We start from the raw sequence: 16,845 nt of genomic DNA, 5'->3' as shown, positions 1-16,845 counted from the left end.
GTATCGTAAACGGAGGTTTTGGAGCCGTCTCAAGGAAAAGGGGTGGAGTTTAACGTCCACCCCATTCATTCATGTCGGAGTGGAGAAATTATTTTTTTCCGCCCGAGCTTTTGCAGACATTTTTGAGGTCCGGAATTTCCCTTTTTGAAAGAAGTTTGTTAATTCTAAGGGAAAGTTTGCTGTCCACTTTCTTGAAAAATGCGGAAGATCGCAGCGCGCTTTTGAATGAGCCGAAATCCTCATAAGCATCTACGGCGGCATCCCAGAACGCTTCCGCAGAATATTCTACATATTTTTTCAACGCAGACGAAAATTCTGGCCTCGACATGCATTCCAAGGAGATGACACTTGATGAAAAATCACTCTTCTTTTCAATAAGCTTTCTGGTGGTGTAGCTTATCCAATACGTGCTTGTCACTCCAAGTAAGCCAGAATTGTCATCATCCTTGAGCTCATTTTGAAGCTCTTGACGCTTTGCTTCGGAAATATTCCCGACCAGCCAAGCCAAGTAAACGTCCTTGGCTGTAATACCCTTGAAGAAAATAGTTTGGTATGGCTCGTCGAAAAGCTCACCCTTATTTGCAATCGCAGGAATAAGATATTCAGGATATCCAGAGGCGAGGAATTGCGCGACTTTATCTAACTCTATGATTTTGAGGTCTTTCTTGCGCCGAGCTCCTTCGAGCTTTGGAGCATAGTTTACCCCAATTGTCTCAAATTCCTTTCGCAAAGACTTCTGAATATTATCAGCCGAACGAACACTCCAAATGCGAACGGCATTCTGTGAGTTATTGTATCGAACAATATCTGTGCGAATATTCTGCTTTGCTGCAATAATTCTGACTAGGACTTTTGCGCTAGATGGGGCATCCGCATGAACAAGGCTGGATGTTGTCTGGCATCCATTCACGATACTAAATCGCTTCAAATTAACTCTTTTTTTCGCTTTATCTTTTTCTTCGTCAATCGTGTCTGCCACGATTGTGATGCCGTTATTTAGGGCCCAAAAGAGCCCCGGATGCTCTTTTGCTGTTTTGATAATTTGCTCATTGATCCCACCCTTTCTCGATCCAAGAAAGAGTCTAATGTTCCCTGCAAAGAGCTCTTGAGGATAAGCTTTGTGTAATCTTTGTAACTCAGCGGCACTAACAGATCCCACGATAGCCCGGCCGTATTCGCCTCGGTCCTCGAAAAAATCCGCTGAAAAATCAATATAATCTTCAGAAACTCCTCCTCCATCAAGAACTATGGCTTTATATTGCGCCAAAATTTCATCTTGTGCGGAGTAGAAGTAAGATATTTCCTGATCTGACTTCTTTGAAACAGATACTGCTCCATTGATGGTTTCTGAATTTAAGCCGAGAGATATCAGCCCTAACGTCAGCGAAAGATCCCGGTGATCATTATTCGCGCTTTCAATCATGTCAGCAAGATCTGAACGGCCTGCGTCACGCAGAGCGGATGGATTTCGGATATATGGAAGGCTTGCCAGCACCGCGTCCCATTTAGCCTTAGGGGTGGGCTTGGAGGTGTTTCCGGGGCAATGTGCTTGAATCACCATCAAGCTTTCAGAAGCCTCATCAACAAAAACCAGATCGATCCCTTGGTCGTTCCCGCCGTCGGCTGCCGCAGCTTCGAGTGCGTCATCTTCGTCAACCGAATAGAAATTTATTGCGTACCAAGCCGCAAACGCTTTCTCGCGGGTGACTCGCCCACGCTGTGCGAGTTCGTCAATTGAGGTTAAAACGTCAGTTAGCGTCGGTGTCGTTGACATAAGACCCCAGATCCTCACAGTCGCTAGAGATGGCCAGTCCAATGGGATGACGCGATAGGAGGAAAAGTCTGAAAAATCTATATTGCTTCACGTCATGATCCTAGGAAGCGCATTGCAACGCTTTGCATTGACTAAGTGACATGCTCAAGGACCGCCTTTCCTTTTGGGAGGGAAGCTCGGCTCATGATGTGGGGAAAAATGTGATTTTGGCATGATTTTGCAAAATCAAATAGCTCATTTATAACAATAAAATACATGTGTTTTGCCCCCTCCCGCTCCGCCACACACCCTTGTCAGGGGCCAACCCCTATAAACCCCCACCATGCAGCACCGGATCATCCGCCAGCTCTGCGGCCAGATGGTCGATAAAGGCCCGGACCCGTCTGGGGACATGGCCGCCGCCCACATAAACGGCATGGATCTGCTCCAGATCGCCGGGGTTCCAGTCCTCCAGCAGCGGCACCAGACGGCCCTCGGCCAGGTCGCGCGCGACATGGAACAGCCCCACGCGGATAATCCCGGCGCCCGCCAGCGCCATCTGCTTCATCGTCTCACCATTGTTGACGATCAGTCCGCCCGCCACCACCGTCGCCGCCTCCTGCCCGTCCCGGCGGAAGGGCCACACCGGATGGGCACGGCGAAAGCTGAAGGTCAGGCAGTCATGCCCGGCCAGATCGCCCGGCACCATCGGCACGCCCCGCTGCGCCAGATAGGCCGGTGAGGCGCAGACCACGCGGCGGCTCTGCCCAAGGCGGCGTGCCATCAGGCTGCTGTCGGGCAGGTCGCCCATGCGGATCGCCACATCCACCCGCTCGGCCACCAGATCGACCATCGCATCGCTGAGCGCCAGCTCGATCTCGATGCGCGGATGCAGCGCTCGGAACGACAGGATCGCGGGCACCACATGCTGGTTGCCGAAAGGCACCGTGGCGTTGATCCGCAACCTTCCATGTACCGAGCCACCGGCCGCCGCCGCCTCCGCATCGTCCAGATCGCGCAGGATCGGCAGAGCGGCGCGGTAATAGGCCTCGCCCTCGTCGGTCAGCGTCAGGGCGCGGGTGGTGCGGTGGAGCAACCGGCTGCCCAGCCGCGCCTCCAGCCGTGCCACCAGCTTGCTCACCGCCGAGGGGGTGAGGTCCAGCGCGCGGGCGGCGGCGGAAAATCCGCCCTCATCCACCACGCGGGCGAAGACCTCCATCTCGCCGGCCCGTTCCATCGCGATGCGTGTCATTGTGTCCTGTGGTTCACAGATGATTGTCCATTGCAGGCAATAGTCGTAGGGGGCCTCCATGCCTAGCTTGTTTCCAACACTCTTACCGGAGACACGACATGGACCTGCAGATCAAGGACAAGACCGCCCTCGTCACCGGGGGCACCGGAGGCATTGGCCTCGCGGCGGCTCAGGCGCTGGCGGCGGAAGGCGCGCGCGTGTTCATCACCGGGCGCGACAGCGCCAGGCTGGCCGAGGCCGTCGAGGCGATCGGCCCGCAGGCGCAGGGCATTCTGGGCGATGCGGCCACTGCCGCAGGCGCCGGGGCGATCATCGCGGCGCTGCCCAAGGTGGATATTCTGGTCAACAATCTGGGCATTTACGAAAGCCGTGCCTTCACCGAGATCACCGATGAAGGCTGGATGGCGATGCTGGAAACCAATGTGCTGAGTGGCGTGCGCCTCTCGCGCCATTACCTGCCCGCCATGCTGGGCGAAGGCTGGGGCCGCATCATCTTCGTCTCCAGCGAATCCGCTTTGGCCACGCCCGAGGACATGATCCATTACGCCACCAGCAAGACCGCCCAGCTTTCGGTCTCGCGCGGTCTGGCGCAACTGACGCGCGGTACCGGCGTGACGGTCAATTCGGTGCTGCCCGGCCCGACGCGCTCGGCGGGGATCGAGGCCTTCCTGCGCAGCCGCTCGCCGCATCCCGAGGCGCCCATCGCCGAAGTGGAGGCCGAATTCTTTGCCAGTGACCGCCCCAGCTCGATCCTGCGCCGGATGATCGACGCCGATGAGGTGGCCAATCTGATCGCCTATCTCGCCAGCCCGCGTTCTTCCGCCACGAATGGCGCGGCGCTGCGGGTCGAGGGCGGGCTGGTCAACACCATCGCGTAAGGAGAGGGCCATGGCCGAACCGCTGACCATTCTGGCCATCACCACGGCGAAGCCGGGTATGGCCGGGGCGCTGCGCGCCGCTCAGGAACAGCTTGTCGCCGAGACGCTGAAGGAGGAGGGCTGCCTGTCCTATGCCTTGCATCAGTCGCTCGATGATGAGCATGTGCTGATTTTTGTCGAAAGCTGGGCCAGCGAGCCCTTGTGGCGCGCCCATATGGATGGCGCGGCGATGCAGCGCTTTCGCGAGACTGGTGCCGGGGACTATTTCGCCGATTTCAGCCTGCATCGGCTGAAGCATGTGGCAGGCGGCCCGGCCCAATAACCCTGGATGAGGGGTCAGGGTTCGCCCGCCCCCTCACGTCCGGTATCCATCAATCCTCCGATCCGCCCTTACGGCCGAAGTTGTACCGCACGCCCACCATAAAGGCCCGGCCCGGCGCGGGGGTGCGGAATTGCTCATCCTGACCATTGTAGATGTTGGTCCCCACCACGCCGAAGGTGGCATAGTGCCGGTCGAACAGATTGGTGATGTTGGCGAAGAGTTCCAGATGCTCCACCGGCATGACATGAAGGTCCAGATTGACCAGCGCATAGCCCGGCACCGCGCCGTTCAGATTGGCCTCGTCGCCATGGGCGTATTGGCTGGAGACGGCGATCAGATTGACCCCGACCGCCACCTGCCGGATCGGCGTGTAAAGCGCCCGCAGCTTGACCGTGTCGGAGGGAATGCCGGTGATATGGTTGCCGGGGCGCACCGTATCGCCGCTCTCATCGGTAAAGCCCGAGAGATAGGTGGCCGCGACATGGCCATAGCTGGCGCCCAGATGCAGCTTGGCAAAATCGCCCGTCAGTCCCACTTCCACACCCTGCCGCCGCGTCTTGCCGACATTGGCGAAATAGCCCAGCCCGGAACTGTCGAAGTTGAACTGGATGTCATTGTCCAGCCGCGTGCGGTAAAAGGCGGCGTTCCAGCCGATATGCCGCCCGATCGCGCCGCGTCCGCCGACCTCTATGGTGTGGGCGATGACGGGCTTCAACTCGGGGTCGCCGTTGAAACCGGTGGGAAGGGCGCAGGGGCGGGCCGGATCGGCGCAGGCCAGCTCGATGGCGGTGGGGGCGCGCATCGCCTCACTGTAATTGGCGAAAAACCCGATTTCCTTCAACGGGTTCCACACCAGGCCGACAGAAGGGTTCACGCGGCGATAGGTGTGTGCACCGGTGACGGGCGACACCTCGGGCCCGGCCACGCCGCCACTCGGCACCTTGGCGGTGGTCAGCGATGAACCGGCGCCCGGCGTGCTCGATGTGGTCCAGTAGGAAGCGCCGATATAGGCCGGATTGTAGTATTTCAGCCCATCCGTGCCGGTCCAGCTAAAGCCGCCATCCTCGTTGAGAAACTGGCTGTTGGTGCCGCCCAGCGACACATGCGTCGAGGTGAAGCTGACCGAGGCGGTGAGGCCCAGCTTCTCGGTCAGCGACAGCATATCGCGGGCAAAGATGTTGTAGCTGCTGTTGTGCGAAGCGATTGCCACGCTGCCCACCAGCGGATTGCCCTGAAAGCCCGACGTGCTGCCATATTTGAAATTCCACGGCATCGTCACCGTCTGATAGTTCACCAGATAGGCCAGAAAGGTGTTCTGGTTGTAGCGGATGCTGGAGGTTTCCCAGCTTCCCCCCAGATTGAAATCATTCTTCAGCCCGAAGAGCGGCGCGTCGACATCCACCAGCGCATTGCCGCCAAAGGTCCGCTGATTGACGTCGGACAGCACCATGGAGGTGTTGATGTTGTCCTCGAAATTGCGGATCGGCAGGCTGCCGGTGTAGGGCCGGAAATTGGCGTATTTGGCGGTGCCCTGCGCGTAAGGGTTGACCTTGTAGAGATCGAGCGCCGTGCCGTTCACCGCATCGGCCGTGCAGTTGCGCGATTCACCGGGGCCGCAGCCATCGTCATTGCTGGCGTTGCTGTTGCTGGAATGCGCTTTCGAGCGGCGGTAATAGACGTTGCCGCTGATCGTCACATTCAACGCCAGCCGCGCATCGGCCTTGACGTTCACAATGACCTGATTGTTCGAGACATTGTCGGGCCAGGTATAGGCCATCTGCGGCGTGCCCAGCATCGAGAGCGGCAGCGCCTGCGTGCCGTTGAGCGATGTGTCCGCCCACACCGCGCTCAACTCGGCATGAGCCGATGTGCCATGCCAGCGCAGCTTGCCATAGGCCTGCTTGACCAGCGTGTTGGTGTACCAGCGATAGCCGTCCTGCTCATCGTAATTGCCCGCGACGAACCAGTCGAAGGCCTTGTTGGCCAGCGTGCCGCCAGCCTCGGCCTGCACCGCCTTGCGGTTGAAGGAGCCGGCCTGCATCGTCACGCCCAATCCGCCATTGTCGGCGCCATTCTTGGTGTCCAGCACCAGCGCGCCGCCCAAAGTGTTGAGCCCGAACAGCGGGTTGGAGCCGGGGAGCACTTCCACCTGCCGGATGGCGTTCATCGGGATCAGATCCCAGTTGACGATCGAGCCGAAGGCCTCGTTCATCCGCACCCCGTCGAGATAGACCGACAGGCCGGTGGGCGAGCCAAGCAAGGATGTCGCCTGAAAACCGCGATAGGAAACGTCGCTCTGATAGGGGCTGCCGGTGCCGTTGCTCAGCGAGATCGAGCCGAGATTGGCGTTGAGCAGATCGGCCAGATTGGCATGGTTCTGCCGCGTGAGCGGATCGCCGGAAAGCACCTGCGCATTGGCGGGCACCTGCGAGAGCGTGGTGGTGTCGCTGGCCAGCGGCGCGGTCACCACGATGGAGGAGGCGCCGATCTCGGCATCCGCCGCAGCCTTGCCCGCCGCCAGAGCGGGCATGGCGGCCAGCGCGCTTCCGGCCAGGCAGCTTGCGCCCAGCCACACCATCTTGTTCATCATGATCCTGTCCCACCCTTATTCTTGTTCCAAACAGGTTCATCGTCCTGCCTGCCATTCTCTGTCGGAATGAGTCATATCGGGTCGCGAGGCGGGAATCCTGATGGTCTCGTCAGGATGACCTAAGGTATAAGGTCGCAGACCAGTTGAACGCCATGTCCCTTCACTGCGCGCACGGTGAACTCGGGCGCAAGCTGGCTCAGACGGCGGCGCAAAATGCTGATCGTCACATCCAGAGTGTTGTCTGAAATGGAAGATTCCTTGCCCCACACCGTGTCGATCAACCTCTGGCGGGGGATCAGCGCGCCGCGCTGGATTGCCAGTTGCAACAACACGGCATGGGCCTTGGGTTCCATGGTCAGCGCCGTGTCATGGCGTATGATCTGCCCCTTGGCACGGTCAACACTCAGCGATCCGAAATGGATGAGGGCAGGGGGCAGCTCTTCGGCGCGACGTGCCAGAACGGTGATTCTCGCCACCAGCTCGGCAAAGGCGAAGGGCTTGGGCAGATAATCATCGGTCCCGGCTTCGAAGCCCTCCAGCCGATCGTCCAGCGTGCCGCGCGCGGTCAGCATCAGCACCGGCATGCGATGGCCCGCCGCGCGCAGGGCCCGGCACAGATCGAGCCCATCCCCATCGGGCAGACCCAGATCGAGGATCACCACGCTGACCGCGCCGCCTGCCGCCTGATCGAGAAGGTCCGCGCCGCGCCTCAGCCAGTGGATGGGAAAGCCCCGTGCCGTCAGCCCCTGATGGATCGCGCTGCCGATGGCCACATCGTCCTCGACGAGCAGGATCATGGCACCTCCTCCCGCGCCAGCGGCAGTTGAATCACAATCCGGCAGCCGCCGCCGTCACGGTTCTCGGCATGGATGCCGCCGCCATGCTGCTCCACCACCCAGCGCGCCAGCGCCAGACCCAGCCCGGTGCCGCCACGCGTCTTGCCTGCCTCGGCCTGATAATAGGCGTCGAAGATGCGCGGCAACTCGCGCGGCAGCACGCCGGGGCCGTGGTCGGCAAGGGTGATGGCGGCGATCTGCCCATCGCTGTCCAGCGCCAGATCGAGATCACCGCCGGGGTCGGAGAATTTCAGCCCATTGTCGATCACCGCCAGCACAGCCTGAGTCAGCCAGCGCCGGTCGGCCAGCGCGATCAACGGCGCGGGCGCTTGGGCCTGCCGGATGGTGACGCCGATCGAGGCGGCATAGGGCTGGGCCTGAAGCGCGGCCGTGGCCAGCACCTCGGCCAGATCGCAGGGTTCGGGCGCCATCACGGGCCGCCCCTCGGCGGCGCTGGAGAGGGCCAGCAACTCCTCAATGCGGTGGTTCAGGAAGGTGGTCTGCGCCACGATGTCGCGCAGGGGGCTGGAGGCATCCGCGCCGCTGTCCAGCGCCACCTCGGCCATCACGCGGATGGCGGTGACGGGGGTGCGCAGCTCATGGCTGGCCTTGGCGAAGAACAGGCGGCGCGAGCTGTCGATGGCGCGCAGATCGGCAGTGCGGGCGGCGACCTCTTGAGCCAGATCGCGGTTGGCGCGCTGCAACTGGATCAGCCCGACCGCCGCCGCGCCCAGCGCCGTCAGCGCCAGCAGCACGCCGAGCAGGATGGTGTCACGGCGGATGCTTGTGAGATCCGCGCGGGCGGCGGCCACCTCATGCTGTTCGCCGCTGTCGATGGCCCTGACCATGGCGACCAGTCGCGCGCGGTCCTCGGGGCGCCCGGCCAGCAGGGCCAGCGCATCGGCGCGGGCCAGTTCATCGCTCTGGGCCTGTTGCTGGCGGGGGCTCAGGAACTGTCGCTCCTGTTGGATCAAGGCACGATAGGCTGCCAGATTGTCGCGCAGCGCCGGGGCGCTCAGCCCTTCCGCATCGCGGGCCAGATCCGCCACCAGCGCGGCCTGCTGCTGGGCGATCAGCGCATGCTCGAACTGGCGCGAGGCGGCCATCAGGCTCAGCGAAAACCCCAGCAGCAGGCCGAGGATTGATCCGCCCATCGCCAGCAGCAACAGCATCAGGCGCAGGCGTCCGGCGCTTTGGCTCCCCCTGTCTGGCGCGGTCGGGCTCACAAGTCCTTGTGCACTCCCAGCCAGACGGTGCGCGGCACGCCGACATCGATGCTGCCCGCCTGATTGCGGGTCATCACCGTCACATCGGTCAGGTTTTCCACGCGGACGATGGCGGCGAAACCATGGCTCAGCGGAGCGCGGGCGAAGAGGCCGATGGTGGTCGCCGGGCGCAGCACCGAATTGGCGGCATTGGCATCATCCTCGAACTGCGCGCCGACATAGCGCACCGTGGCCGAAAGCTGCCAGCCCTTGGCCGGGGCCCAGCCCAAAGTGGTGCTGGTGGCGATCTTGGGCGTCTGGGCCGGGCGCAGGCCATTCAAGCCGATCGCCGCGCCGCTGGCCTCCACCACGGAATCGGTCAGCGCCAGCGAGGCGTCGAGCGTGATCGCGCCCCAGCGTCCCTTGGCGTCCACCTCCACGCCGCGCGCGCGGATGGCATCGACATTCTGGCGCTGCTTCAAGTTCACACCGGTGGTGACATTGGCGATGGCATGCTCCAGCCGGTTGACGAAGCCGGTGGCCGACAGGGTGACCCCTGCGAAAGGCCCCAGATCGACGCCGCCTTCCACGCCCTTCAGCCGCTCATTGCCCAGCAGCGGATTGGCGTTGGTGGTGACGGGGAAGACCGTGAAGGTGCGATAGAGTTCGTTGATCGTCGGCTGGCGCAGCCCGCTGTAGGCCGATCCGCGCAGGGTCACGCCATTAGCCACGCGCAGCAGGGCGCCGCCCCGGCCCGACAAAGCCCAGCCGTCGCGCGGGTCATAGCTGTTGTCAGCGGTGATGGCCCCGGTCGGCCCTGCGGTGCGGACATAGCCGCGCTCGATGCTCCAGTGGTCGCCGCGAATGCCGCCAGTCAGGGTGAGGATGCCGATGCGCCAGTCGTCTTCGAGGAACAGGCCCTTGTCGTCATTGGTGCCCCCGGCCCAGCGATAGGCGCTGACCGCCCCGGTGGTGGAATTGTAGCTGACCTCGGACAGGTCGCCGCTGGTGCGGCGCCAGTCGGTGCCCAGCCGCAACTGGTGGTTGGGGCCAACCGGGGGATGCACCTCCAGCTTGCCGCCAAGGCCGGTCGAGGGGGTCGAGCGCTGGTCCAGCGTGGGTTTGAAGGTGGTGGAGGAGATCACCACATTGGAAAAGCCGCGATCCTGCAGATAGGCCAGAGCATCGACCTGCCACGGCCCTCGTGCCACCAGACGGATGCTGGCATCCTCGCCGAAGCTGCGGCTGTCGGCCCCGGCAAAGCGGAGGGTGCGCTGGTCGCGGAAGGCCAGCACGCGGCCCTGCAGCTCGATATCGGGGGCGACGGGGGCGACGCCTCGGGCGGAGACGCTCCAGCCGTCATAGGCGGCCTTGGCGCTGGCGGGCACGCGCTGATCGAGCGGCGTGGTCCAGAAGCCTTGTCCGCGATCCCAGCGACCCGAGATCACCGCGAAGCCTTGTCCCAGCTTGGGCGCCACGCTGCCCGAGAGCGAGGTCTCGCCGCGCGTGTCTGCCGAGACATCCCCCGAAAAGGCGCCGGTGGTGTCGCGCCCGGCGCTTTCCAGCGCGATGGTGCCCGCCACCGCGCCCGAGCCGAAAGCGCCCGATCCGCCCCCGCGCGTGACGCGGATGTTGGCCAGCCGCTCGGGCGCGATGGCCGAAAGCGCCACCGAGCCGAACATCGGATCGGCCATCGGCACCCCGTCGAGCAGCACCAGCGTGCGCGCCGCCGCATTGCCGCCCAGCGCGCGCAGGGTCACGCCCTGCGCCGAGGGGTTGGTCGATCGGCTGTCCGAGCGGCGGAATTGCTGAAAGCCCGCCACGCCGGAGAGCACATCCTCGATCCGGCCCGAGGCGCTGGAGAGCAGCGTCTCGCGTGAGATCAGGATGCTGTCATAGGCGCTGGCGGCCTTGCTGTCGGCCAGCGGGCGGCCGGTGACGATCAGCACCTGCGTGCCATCCGCATTGGCGGAGGGGGAGGCGGCAGGATCGGCGGCGGCATCGGCATGGGCTTCGGTGGCCATGACCCCTGTCGCGGCGAGGACGAGCATGGGGGAGAGCATGGCGGTGAGGCTCATGTCATATCTGATCGGCACCGGCTGTATTCCCCTGTCTTGGCTTATGGCAGTGTCTTGTCGTGTCGGGCGACAAAAGCGGAAGCGGAGCCGGGATACAAGTGGGCCATCGCCCGGCATGCTCCGCGGCGATCTCCTGTCCTCCCCCTTCCTGCCTTTGCGGCTCTGTCGGGGGGCAGCGTAACAGCCGGTGCGGGCGGGTTATCTTATACTTTGGGTCAAGAGGGGGTGGTCACCCATATCCGTAGCCGCGCGCTGCCATGGCGGCCTGACCCGATCATCTTGCAGCCCGCCGCAACGGTGCCCCATCCGACCGAAGGTGCAATTGTCCGGGGCGGTGGGCGGCGCGATCTTTTGCCCCAAGGGACGGCACAGACACTGACCCAGGAGGATGACGATGCTGCAGGATGCCTTGGCGAAATTCGCCGGCCAGAAACTGATCCGCGACAAGTATGAGAATTACATCAACGGCACTTGGGCCCCGCCCGCGCGCGGTGAGTATTTCGACAACATCTCACCCGTGACCGGGCAGGTGGTGTGTCAGGTGGCGCGCGGCACCGCCGAGGATATCGAGGCCGCGCTGGATGCCGCCCATGCCGCCAAGGATGGCTGGGGCAAGATGTCCTCCACCGAGCGGTCGAACATTCTGCTCAAGATGGCCGACCGGATGGAGGCCAATCTCGATCTTATCGCGCTCGCCGAAACCATCGACAATGGCAAGCCGATCCGCGAGACGACCCATGCCGACATTCCCCTCGCCATCGACCATTTCCGCTATTTCGCGGGCTGTGCGCGGGCGCAGGAGGGCTCGATCAGCGAGATCGACCATGACACGGTGGCCTATCACTTCCATGAGCCGCTGGGCGTGGTCGGCCAGATCATTCCGTGGAACTTCCCGATCCTGATGGCGGTGTGGAAGCTGGCGCCTGCTCTGGCGGCGGGCAATTGCATCGTGCTCAAGCCCGCCGAGCAGACCCCCATGTCGGTGCTGGTGCTGCTGGAGGTGATCGGCGATCTGCTGCCGCCCGGCGTGCTGAACGTGGTGAACGGTTTCGGCGTCGAGGCGGGCAAGCCGCTGGCCTCGAACAAGCGGATCAGCAAGATCGCCTTCACCGGCGAGACGACCACCGGTCGCCTGATCATGCAATATGCCTCCGAAAACCTGATCCCCGTCACGCTGGAACTGGGCGGCAAGAGCCCCAACATCTTCTTCGAAGATGTGATGGACGCCGATGACGATTACTTCGACAAATGCCTCGAAGGTTTCGCCATGTTCGCGCTGAATCAGGGCGAGGTCTGCACCTGTCCCAGCCGCGCGCTGATCCAGGAATCCATCTACGAAAAGTTCATCGAGCGCGCCATCGCCCGCGTGAAGGCGATCAAGCAGGGCAGCCCGCTCGATCCCTCGACGATGATCGGGGCGCAGGCTTCGAACGATCAGTTGGAGAAGATCCTCTCCTACATCGACATTGGCCGTGCCGAAGGCGCCGAGGTGCTGACCGGTGGGACGCGCGCCGTGCATGATGGCGAACTGGCCGAGGGCTATTACGTCACCCCCACGGTGCTGAAGGGCCACAACAAGATGCGCATCTTTCAGGAGGAGATCTTCGGCCCCGTGCTGGCCGTCACTACCTTCAAGGATGAGGCCGAAGCCCTCGCCATCGCCAATGACACGCTTTACGGCCTTGGCGCGGGCGTATGGACTCGCGACGGCAGCCGCGCCTATCGCATGGGCCGGGGCATTCAGGCCGGGCGCGTGTGGACCAACTGCTATCACGCCTATCCGGCTCACGCGGCCTTCGGCGGCTACAAGCAGTCGGGCATCGGGCGCGAGAACCACAAGATGATGCTCGACCATTACCAGCAGACCAAGAACCTGCTGGTCAGCTACAGCCCCAAGGCTTTGGGCTTCTTTTAATTCGAGTAACGGCACGCGCGGGGTGGTCTCTCCTCCCGCGCGTGAACTGTGGCGGGCGGCCCCATCCATCACTCCATCCCGCCCGCCACCTTTTCTGTGAGGAAAGGCTGGCCGTGGAGACACCACCACGCATTCTTTCGACCGAGGCCGCCGATGCGCTGATCGCCCGGCTGGAGGCGCGCCATGGGCCGTTGATGTTTCACCAGTCGGGCGGTTGCTGCGACGGTTCGGCGCCGATGTGCTTTCCCAAGGGCGAGTTCCGGGTCGGCGCTCAGGACGTGCTGCTGGGGGAGATCGCGGGCGGCGTTCAGGTGTGGATCGGCGCCGCGCAATTCGAATACTGGCGACACACGCAGGTGACGATCGATGTGGTGCCGGGGCGCGGCTCGGGCATGTCGCTGGAGGCACCCGAAGGCCTGCGCTTTATCGTGCGTTCGCGCATCTTCACCGATGAGGAGGTCGCACGGCTGGACGCTGCCGGAGAGCCGGCGCGCGGAGGCTGATTTTGGCTGTTTCGGCACAGTTTCGGGCGCTGGTTTTGGATGACAAACACCCCCTTTCCGGTCCATGAAAGAACCATAAGAAAAATATGGGAGAGACCGGGCAGATGGTGCAGAATCTGGTGAAATCGGGGGTGGTTTTTGCAACCTCGCATGCGGATGACCCGTTCGAGGCGATGGAGGAGATCGCCGCGCAATTGGGCAAGGAACCGCTGGCCGGGGCGATCCTGTTCTGCCCGCATCATTTCGACGCGGCAAAGCTGGCCTGGGCAATCAATCTGCAGACCGAAGGCGTGCGCGTGATCGGCTGCACCAGCTCGGGCGAGTTGACCGAGCGCGGCTATGACCATGACAGTCTGAGCGCCATCGGCTTTCCCGCCGGTGCCTTTCGCCTGACCTCGCACTGCTTTCTCGACATCGACCATTTCGACCCCGTCGCGGCGCGCGCGCAGGTCCGCCAGCTGGCCGCGCAGGCCGAGCGCGAAAGCCGGGCGCTGGGCGAAAGCGTCAACCATGTCGCGCTGTTTCTGGTCGATGGCCTGTCGCATTCGGAAGAATTGCTGACGATGACCATTCAGGACGCGCTGGGCGAGATCCCGCTGATCGGCGGCTCCTCGGGCGACGATCTCAGCTTCCGCCAAACCGCGATCTTCGAGAGCGGGGCCTTTCACCAGCGCGCGGCGGTGGTGGCGATCCTCTCCACCCCGCGTCCGCTGCATGTCTTCAAGGCGCAGCATTACCGCCCCGGCGAGCGCAAGATGGTGATCACCGGCGCGCTGCCCCATGACCGCATCGTCACCGAGATCAATGCCGAGCCTGCCGCTCAGGAATATCTGCGGCTCGCCGGCCATGCGGGGGAGGAGTTGGGCGTGGCCTTCTTCGCGGCCCATCCGCTGATGGTGCGCGCCGGGGGCGAATACCACGTCCGCTCGGTGCAGAGCGCCAATGCCGATGGCAGCCTGACCTTCTATTGCGCCATCGACGAGGGGCTGGTGCTGACCGTGGGCGAACCGGTCGACCGCATTGCCGGGATGGAAGCGCTGTTCTCCGACATTCGCGAGCAGATCGGCCCGGTCGACCGCATTATCGCCTTCGACTGCGTGCTCAACCGCATCGATGCCGAGCGGCGGCAGCTTTCGCGCGATGTGTCGCAGCTTTACAGCCAGAACGGGGTGATCGGCTTCAACACCTATGGCGAGCAATATCACGCGCTGCACATCAACCAGAGCTTCAGCGGGCTGGCCATCGGCCAATGAGTGAGGCGCAGCGCCTTGATGTTTCGGAAAACGAGGCTTTGCGCGAGGAGTTGCGCAAGCTGCGCCGCATCAATGCCGCGCTGATGGACCGCGTCGAACGGTCGAGCGACATGTCGGCCAATGCCTTCTCGATGTTCGAGACCGCCATCTCGCTGGAGGCCATGGTGCGCGAACGCACCAGCCAGTTGGAGGATGCGCTAGGACAACTCGCCAAGGCCAACAGCGATCTGGCCGCCGCGCATGAATCGGCCGATGCCGCGCAGATCCGCCTGCGCGACGCCATCGAATCGATCAACGAGGGCTTTGTGCTCTTCGACGCCGACGACCGGCTGGTGCTGTTCAACGAGGCCTATCTGGGCTTCTGGCCCGAACTCTCGCCACATATGCGCGAGGGGATGGAGTTCTCCGAAATCGCGCAACTGGCGGCCAAGCACGAGCGGCCCTTGGGCGCGGTGGTGGCGCCCGACCGCTGGGTGTCGGAACGGCTGGTCAGGCACGGCGTGGCCGATGGCGGCCATGTGCAGGCCTTGTCCGATGGCCGCTGGGTGCAGATCAACGAGCTGCGCACCAGCGAGGGCGGCATCGTCGGCATCTACACCGACATCACCGAGGTCAAGGCCGAGGATGCCCGCGCCCGCGCCCTCGAACTGGCCGAACGCAATCTGATCCTGCAATCGACGCTCGATACGCTCTCCGAGGGCGTCTGCATGTTCGACAGCACGGGGCGGCTCTCGGCGTGGAACGGAGCGCTGAGCCATCTGCTGGGGCTGGGCGAGGACCCGGCCCGCGCGCTGGCCTGCCATGGCGATCTGCTCGACTGGTGCCGCCAGGGGCTGGGCATGGAAGACCATGGCTGCCTCGACTGGCAGGATGCGGGCCATATCAGTCCGGTCAGCCAGCTGTGCCCGGCGGGTGAGCGGCGCTTCGAAATTCGCTCGACCCGCACCGGGCAGGGCGGGCTGGTGTTCAGCTTCACCGATGTCACCGATATGCTCACGGCGCAGGCCGCGCTGCGCGAAACCGCCGAGACGCTGGAACGCCGCGTTTCGGAACGCACCGCCGAACTGCTGAGCGTGAACGCGCGACTGGGGCAGGAGGTGGCCGAGCGCCGCACCATCGAGGCGGCGCTGACCCAAGCCAAGATCGCCGCGGAAAAGGCCAATCTGTCCAAGACCAGCTTTTTGGCGGCGGCCAGCCACGATCTGCTGCAGCCCTTGAATGCCGCCTGCCTGTTCGTCGCGGCTTTGGGCGACAAAAGGCTGGCGCTGCCCACCCGCGCGCTGGTCTCACAGACCGCCACGGCGCTGGAATCGGTGGAGGACCTGCTGGAGGCCCTGCTGGAAATCTCGCGGCTGGATGCGGGCGCGATTCAGCCCGAAATCAGCCATTTCCGCATCGACCAATTGCTGCAGACGCTGAACGTCGAGTTTACCCCTTCGGCGCGCGCCGCCGGGCTGCAACTGCGGATGGAGACCGACCCGCTGTGGGTGGAATCCGATCTGCGTTTGCTGCGCCGCATTCTGCAGAATTTCATCTCCAACGCGATCCGCTACACCGCCTCGGGCAGCGTGCGCGTCACCTGCGCGGTGGAGGGCGATGCGGTGCGCGTGGCGGTGATCGACACCGGGCGCGGCATCGACAGCAGCCAGCAGGAGATGATTTTCGAGGAGTTCCGCCGGCTCGACACGCGCAGTCAGGGCAAGGGGCTGGGGCTCGCCATCGTGCGCCGCGCCGCCGATATGCTGGGCCACAAGATCTGGCTGCACTCCGCGCCGGGCGAGGGATCGACCTTCGCCATCACCCTGCCGCTGGGCCGCCCTGTCGCGGCCAGCGAGGGCGATGGCGTGACCACCCCGCGCGACCGCTCGATGCAGGGGCGCCGCGTGCTGGTGGTGGACAATGAGCGGCAGATCCAGTCGGGCATGCGCACGCTGCTGGGCGGCTGGGGCTGCGATGTGGTGGTGGCGGGCGACTACGGCGAGGCGGTGCGGCTCTTCGCCGATGGCGAGCGGCCCGACATCATTCTGGCCGATTATCACCTCAACGATGGCGAGACCGGCGACCGGGCGATTGCGCAATTGCAGGCGTATTTCGGGGCGCCGATCCCGGCGGTGATGATCTCCGCCGACCGGGGCGAGGGGCTGAAGGTGCAACTGGCCGCCAGCGGTACGCCGCTGCTCAACAAGCCGGTGAAGCCTGCCCAATTGCGTGCTTTGCTGCGCACAATGCTACCATAAAAAAGGCGCCCCGGTCAGGGCGC

At 63.4% G+C, this 16,845-nt stretch carries 12 protein-coding genes; 6 read left to right on the top strand and 6 right to left on the bottom strand.

The window, feature by feature from the left end:
- Positions 1 to 88: 88 nt before the first annotated feature.
- Both ABDW49_RS18455 and ABDW49_RS18450 read right to left on the bottom strand, forming a co-directional pair.
- A complete protein-coding gene (locus tag ABDW49_RS18455; protein ID WP_343613759.1) occupies positions 89 to 1,774 on the bottom strand; it encodes an AIPR family protein in 1,686 nt (561 codons plus the stop codon).
- 307 nt (positions 1,775 to 2,081) lie between these two features.
- On the bottom strand, positions 2,082 to 3,005 hold the full coding sequence (locus ABDW49_RS18450) for a LysR family transcriptional regulator (RefSeq protein WP_343613757.1): 924 nt from the start codon (positions 3,003 to 3,005) through the stop codon (positions 2,082 to 2,084).
- A 98-nt stretch (positions 3,006 to 3,103) separates the two neighbouring features.
- On the opposite strand from ABDW49_RS18450, the gene ABDW49_RS18445 reads away from it, so the two are divergent.
- The gene (locus ABDW49_RS18445) at positions 3,104 to 3,883 is read left to right on the top strand and encodes an SDR family oxidoreductase (protein ID WP_343613755.1); all 780 of its coding nucleotides are present in this window, start codon (positions 3,104 to 3,106) and stop codon (positions 3,881 to 3,883) included.
- 10 nt (positions 3,884 to 3,893) lie between these two features.
- Entirely contained in the window at positions 3,894 to 4,205 is a 312-nt protein-coding gene (locus ABDW49_RS18440) for a putative quinol monooxygenase (RefSeq protein WP_343613753.1), read from the top strand.
- A 49-nt stretch (positions 4,206 to 4,254) separates the two neighbouring features.
- Here ABDW49_RS18440 and ABDW49_RS18435 read toward each other — a convergent pair whose 3' ends face one another.
- The 4 genes from ABDW49_RS18435 to ABDW49_RS18420 all read right to left on the bottom strand — a co-directional run bounded on the left by ABDW49_RS18435 (position 4,255) and on the right by ABDW49_RS18420 (position 10,914).
- Positions 4,255 to 6,795 (bottom strand): TonB-dependent receptor, encoded by a 2,541-nt coding sequence (locus tag ABDW49_RS18435; protein ID WP_343613751.1) that lies wholly within the window; start codon positions 6,793 to 6,795, stop codon positions 4,255 to 4,257.
- Between the two features lie 119 nt (positions 6,796 to 6,914).
- Positions 6,915 to 7,592 carry a response regulator transcription factor gene (locus tag ABDW49_RS18430; protein ID WP_343613749.1) on the bottom strand — a complete coding sequence of 226 codons (678 nt, stop codon included), beginning with the start codon at positions 7,590 to 7,592 and terminating at the stop codon, positions 6,915 to 6,917.
- Positions 7,589 to 8,803, bottom strand: a complete 1,215-nt coding sequence (locus ABDW49_RS18425; RefSeq protein ID WP_343613747.1) for a HAMP domain-containing sensor histidine kinase — start codon at positions 8,801 to 8,803, stop codon at positions 7,589 to 7,591. Before ABDW49_RS18425 ends, ABDW49_RS18430 begins: the two co-directional genes overlap by 4 nt.
- A gap of 50 nt (positions 8,804 to 8,853) precedes the next feature.
- A complete protein-coding gene (locus ABDW49_RS18420; RefSeq protein WP_343613745.1) occupies positions 8,854 to 10,914 on the bottom strand; it encodes a TonB-dependent receptor in 2,061 nt (686 codons plus the stop codon).
- A 394-nt stretch (positions 10,915 to 11,308) separates the two neighbouring features.
- On the opposite strand from ABDW49_RS18420, the gene adh reads away from it, so the two are divergent.
- The 4 genes from adh (at position 11,309) to ABDW49_RS18400 (ending at position 16,822) form a co-directional block, all read left to right on the top strand.
- Positions 11,309 to 12,829: an aldehyde dehydrogenase gene (gene adh / locus ABDW49_RS18415; RefSeq protein WP_343613744.1), complete on the top strand. Its 1,521-nt coding sequence runs from the start codon at positions 11,309 to 11,311 to the stop codon at positions 12,827 to 12,829.
- Between the two features lie 113 nt (positions 12,830 to 12,942).
- A complete protein-coding gene (locus ABDW49_RS18410) occupies positions 12,943 to 13,332 on the top strand; it encodes a DUF779 domain-containing protein (RefSeq protein WP_343613743.1) in 390 nt (129 codons plus the stop codon).
- A gap of 104 nt (positions 13,333 to 13,436) precedes the next feature.
- Positions 13,437 to 14,585 carry an FIST N-terminal domain-containing protein gene (locus tag ABDW49_RS18405; RefSeq protein WP_343613741.1) on the top strand — a complete coding sequence of 383 codons (1,149 nt, stop codon included), beginning with the start codon at positions 13,437 to 13,439 and terminating at the stop codon, positions 14,583 to 14,585.
- Positions 14,582 to 16,822 carry a NahK/ErcS family hybrid sensor histidine kinase/response regulator gene (locus ABDW49_RS18400; protein ID WP_343613740.1) on the top strand — a complete coding sequence of 747 codons (2,241 nt, stop codon included), beginning with the start codon at positions 14,582 to 14,584 and terminating at the stop codon, positions 16,820 to 16,822. Before ABDW49_RS18405 ends, ABDW49_RS18400 begins: the two co-directional genes overlap by 4 nt.
- Positions 16,823 to 16,845 lie beyond the last annotated feature (23 nt).

It is taken from the genome of Novosphingobium sp., assembly GCF_039595395.1.
Lineage (GTDB): Bacteria > Pseudomonadota > Alphaproteobacteria > Sphingomonadales > Sphingomonadaceae > Novosphingobium.
This window is presented reverse-complemented; position numbering and strand designations above follow the sequence as displayed.

Coding starts and splice junctions, on each gene's coding strand:
- ABDW49_RS18405 (WP_343613741.1), top strand. CDS start 13,437: ATGGTGCAGAATCTGGTGAAATCGGGGGTGGTTTTTGCAACCTCGCAT.
- ABDW49_RS18440 (WP_343613753.1), top strand. CDS start 3,894: ATGGCCGAACCGCTGACCATTCTGGCCATCACCACGGCGAAGCCGGGT.
- ABDW49_RS18445 (WP_343613755.1), top strand. CDS start 3,104: ATGGACCTGCAGATCAAGGACAAGACCGCCCTCGTCACCGGGGGCACC.
- ABDW49_RS18425 (WP_343613747.1), bottom strand. CDS start 8,803: ATGCTGTTGCTGCTGGCGATGGGCGGATCAATCCTCGGCCTGCTGCTG.
- ABDW49_RS18435 (WP_343613751.1), bottom strand. CDS start 6,795: ATGATGAACAAGATGGTGTGGCTGGGCGCAAGCTGCCTGGCCGGAAGC.
- ABDW49_RS18400 (WP_343613740.1), top strand. CDS start 14,582: ATGAGTGAGGCGCAGCGCCTTGATGTTTCGGAAAACGAGGCTTTGCGC.
- ABDW49_RS18455 (WP_343613759.1), bottom strand. CDS start 1,774: ATGTCAACGACACCGACGCTAACTGACGTTTTAACCTCAATTGACGAA.
- ABDW49_RS18450 (WP_343613757.1), bottom strand. CDS start 3,005: ATGACACGCATCGCGATGGAACGGGCCGGCGAGATGGAGGTCTTCGCC.
- ABDW49_RS18420 (WP_343613745.1), bottom strand. CDS start 10,914: ATGAGCCTCACCGCCATGCTCTCCCCCATGCTCGTCCTCGCCGCGACA.
- adh (WP_343613744.1), top strand. CDS start 11,309: ATGCTGCAGGATGCCTTGGCGAAATTCGCCGGCCAGAAACTGATCCGC.
- ABDW49_RS18430 (WP_343613749.1), bottom strand. CDS start 7,592: ATGATCCTGCTCGTCGAGGACGATGTGGCCATCGGCAGCGCGATCCAT.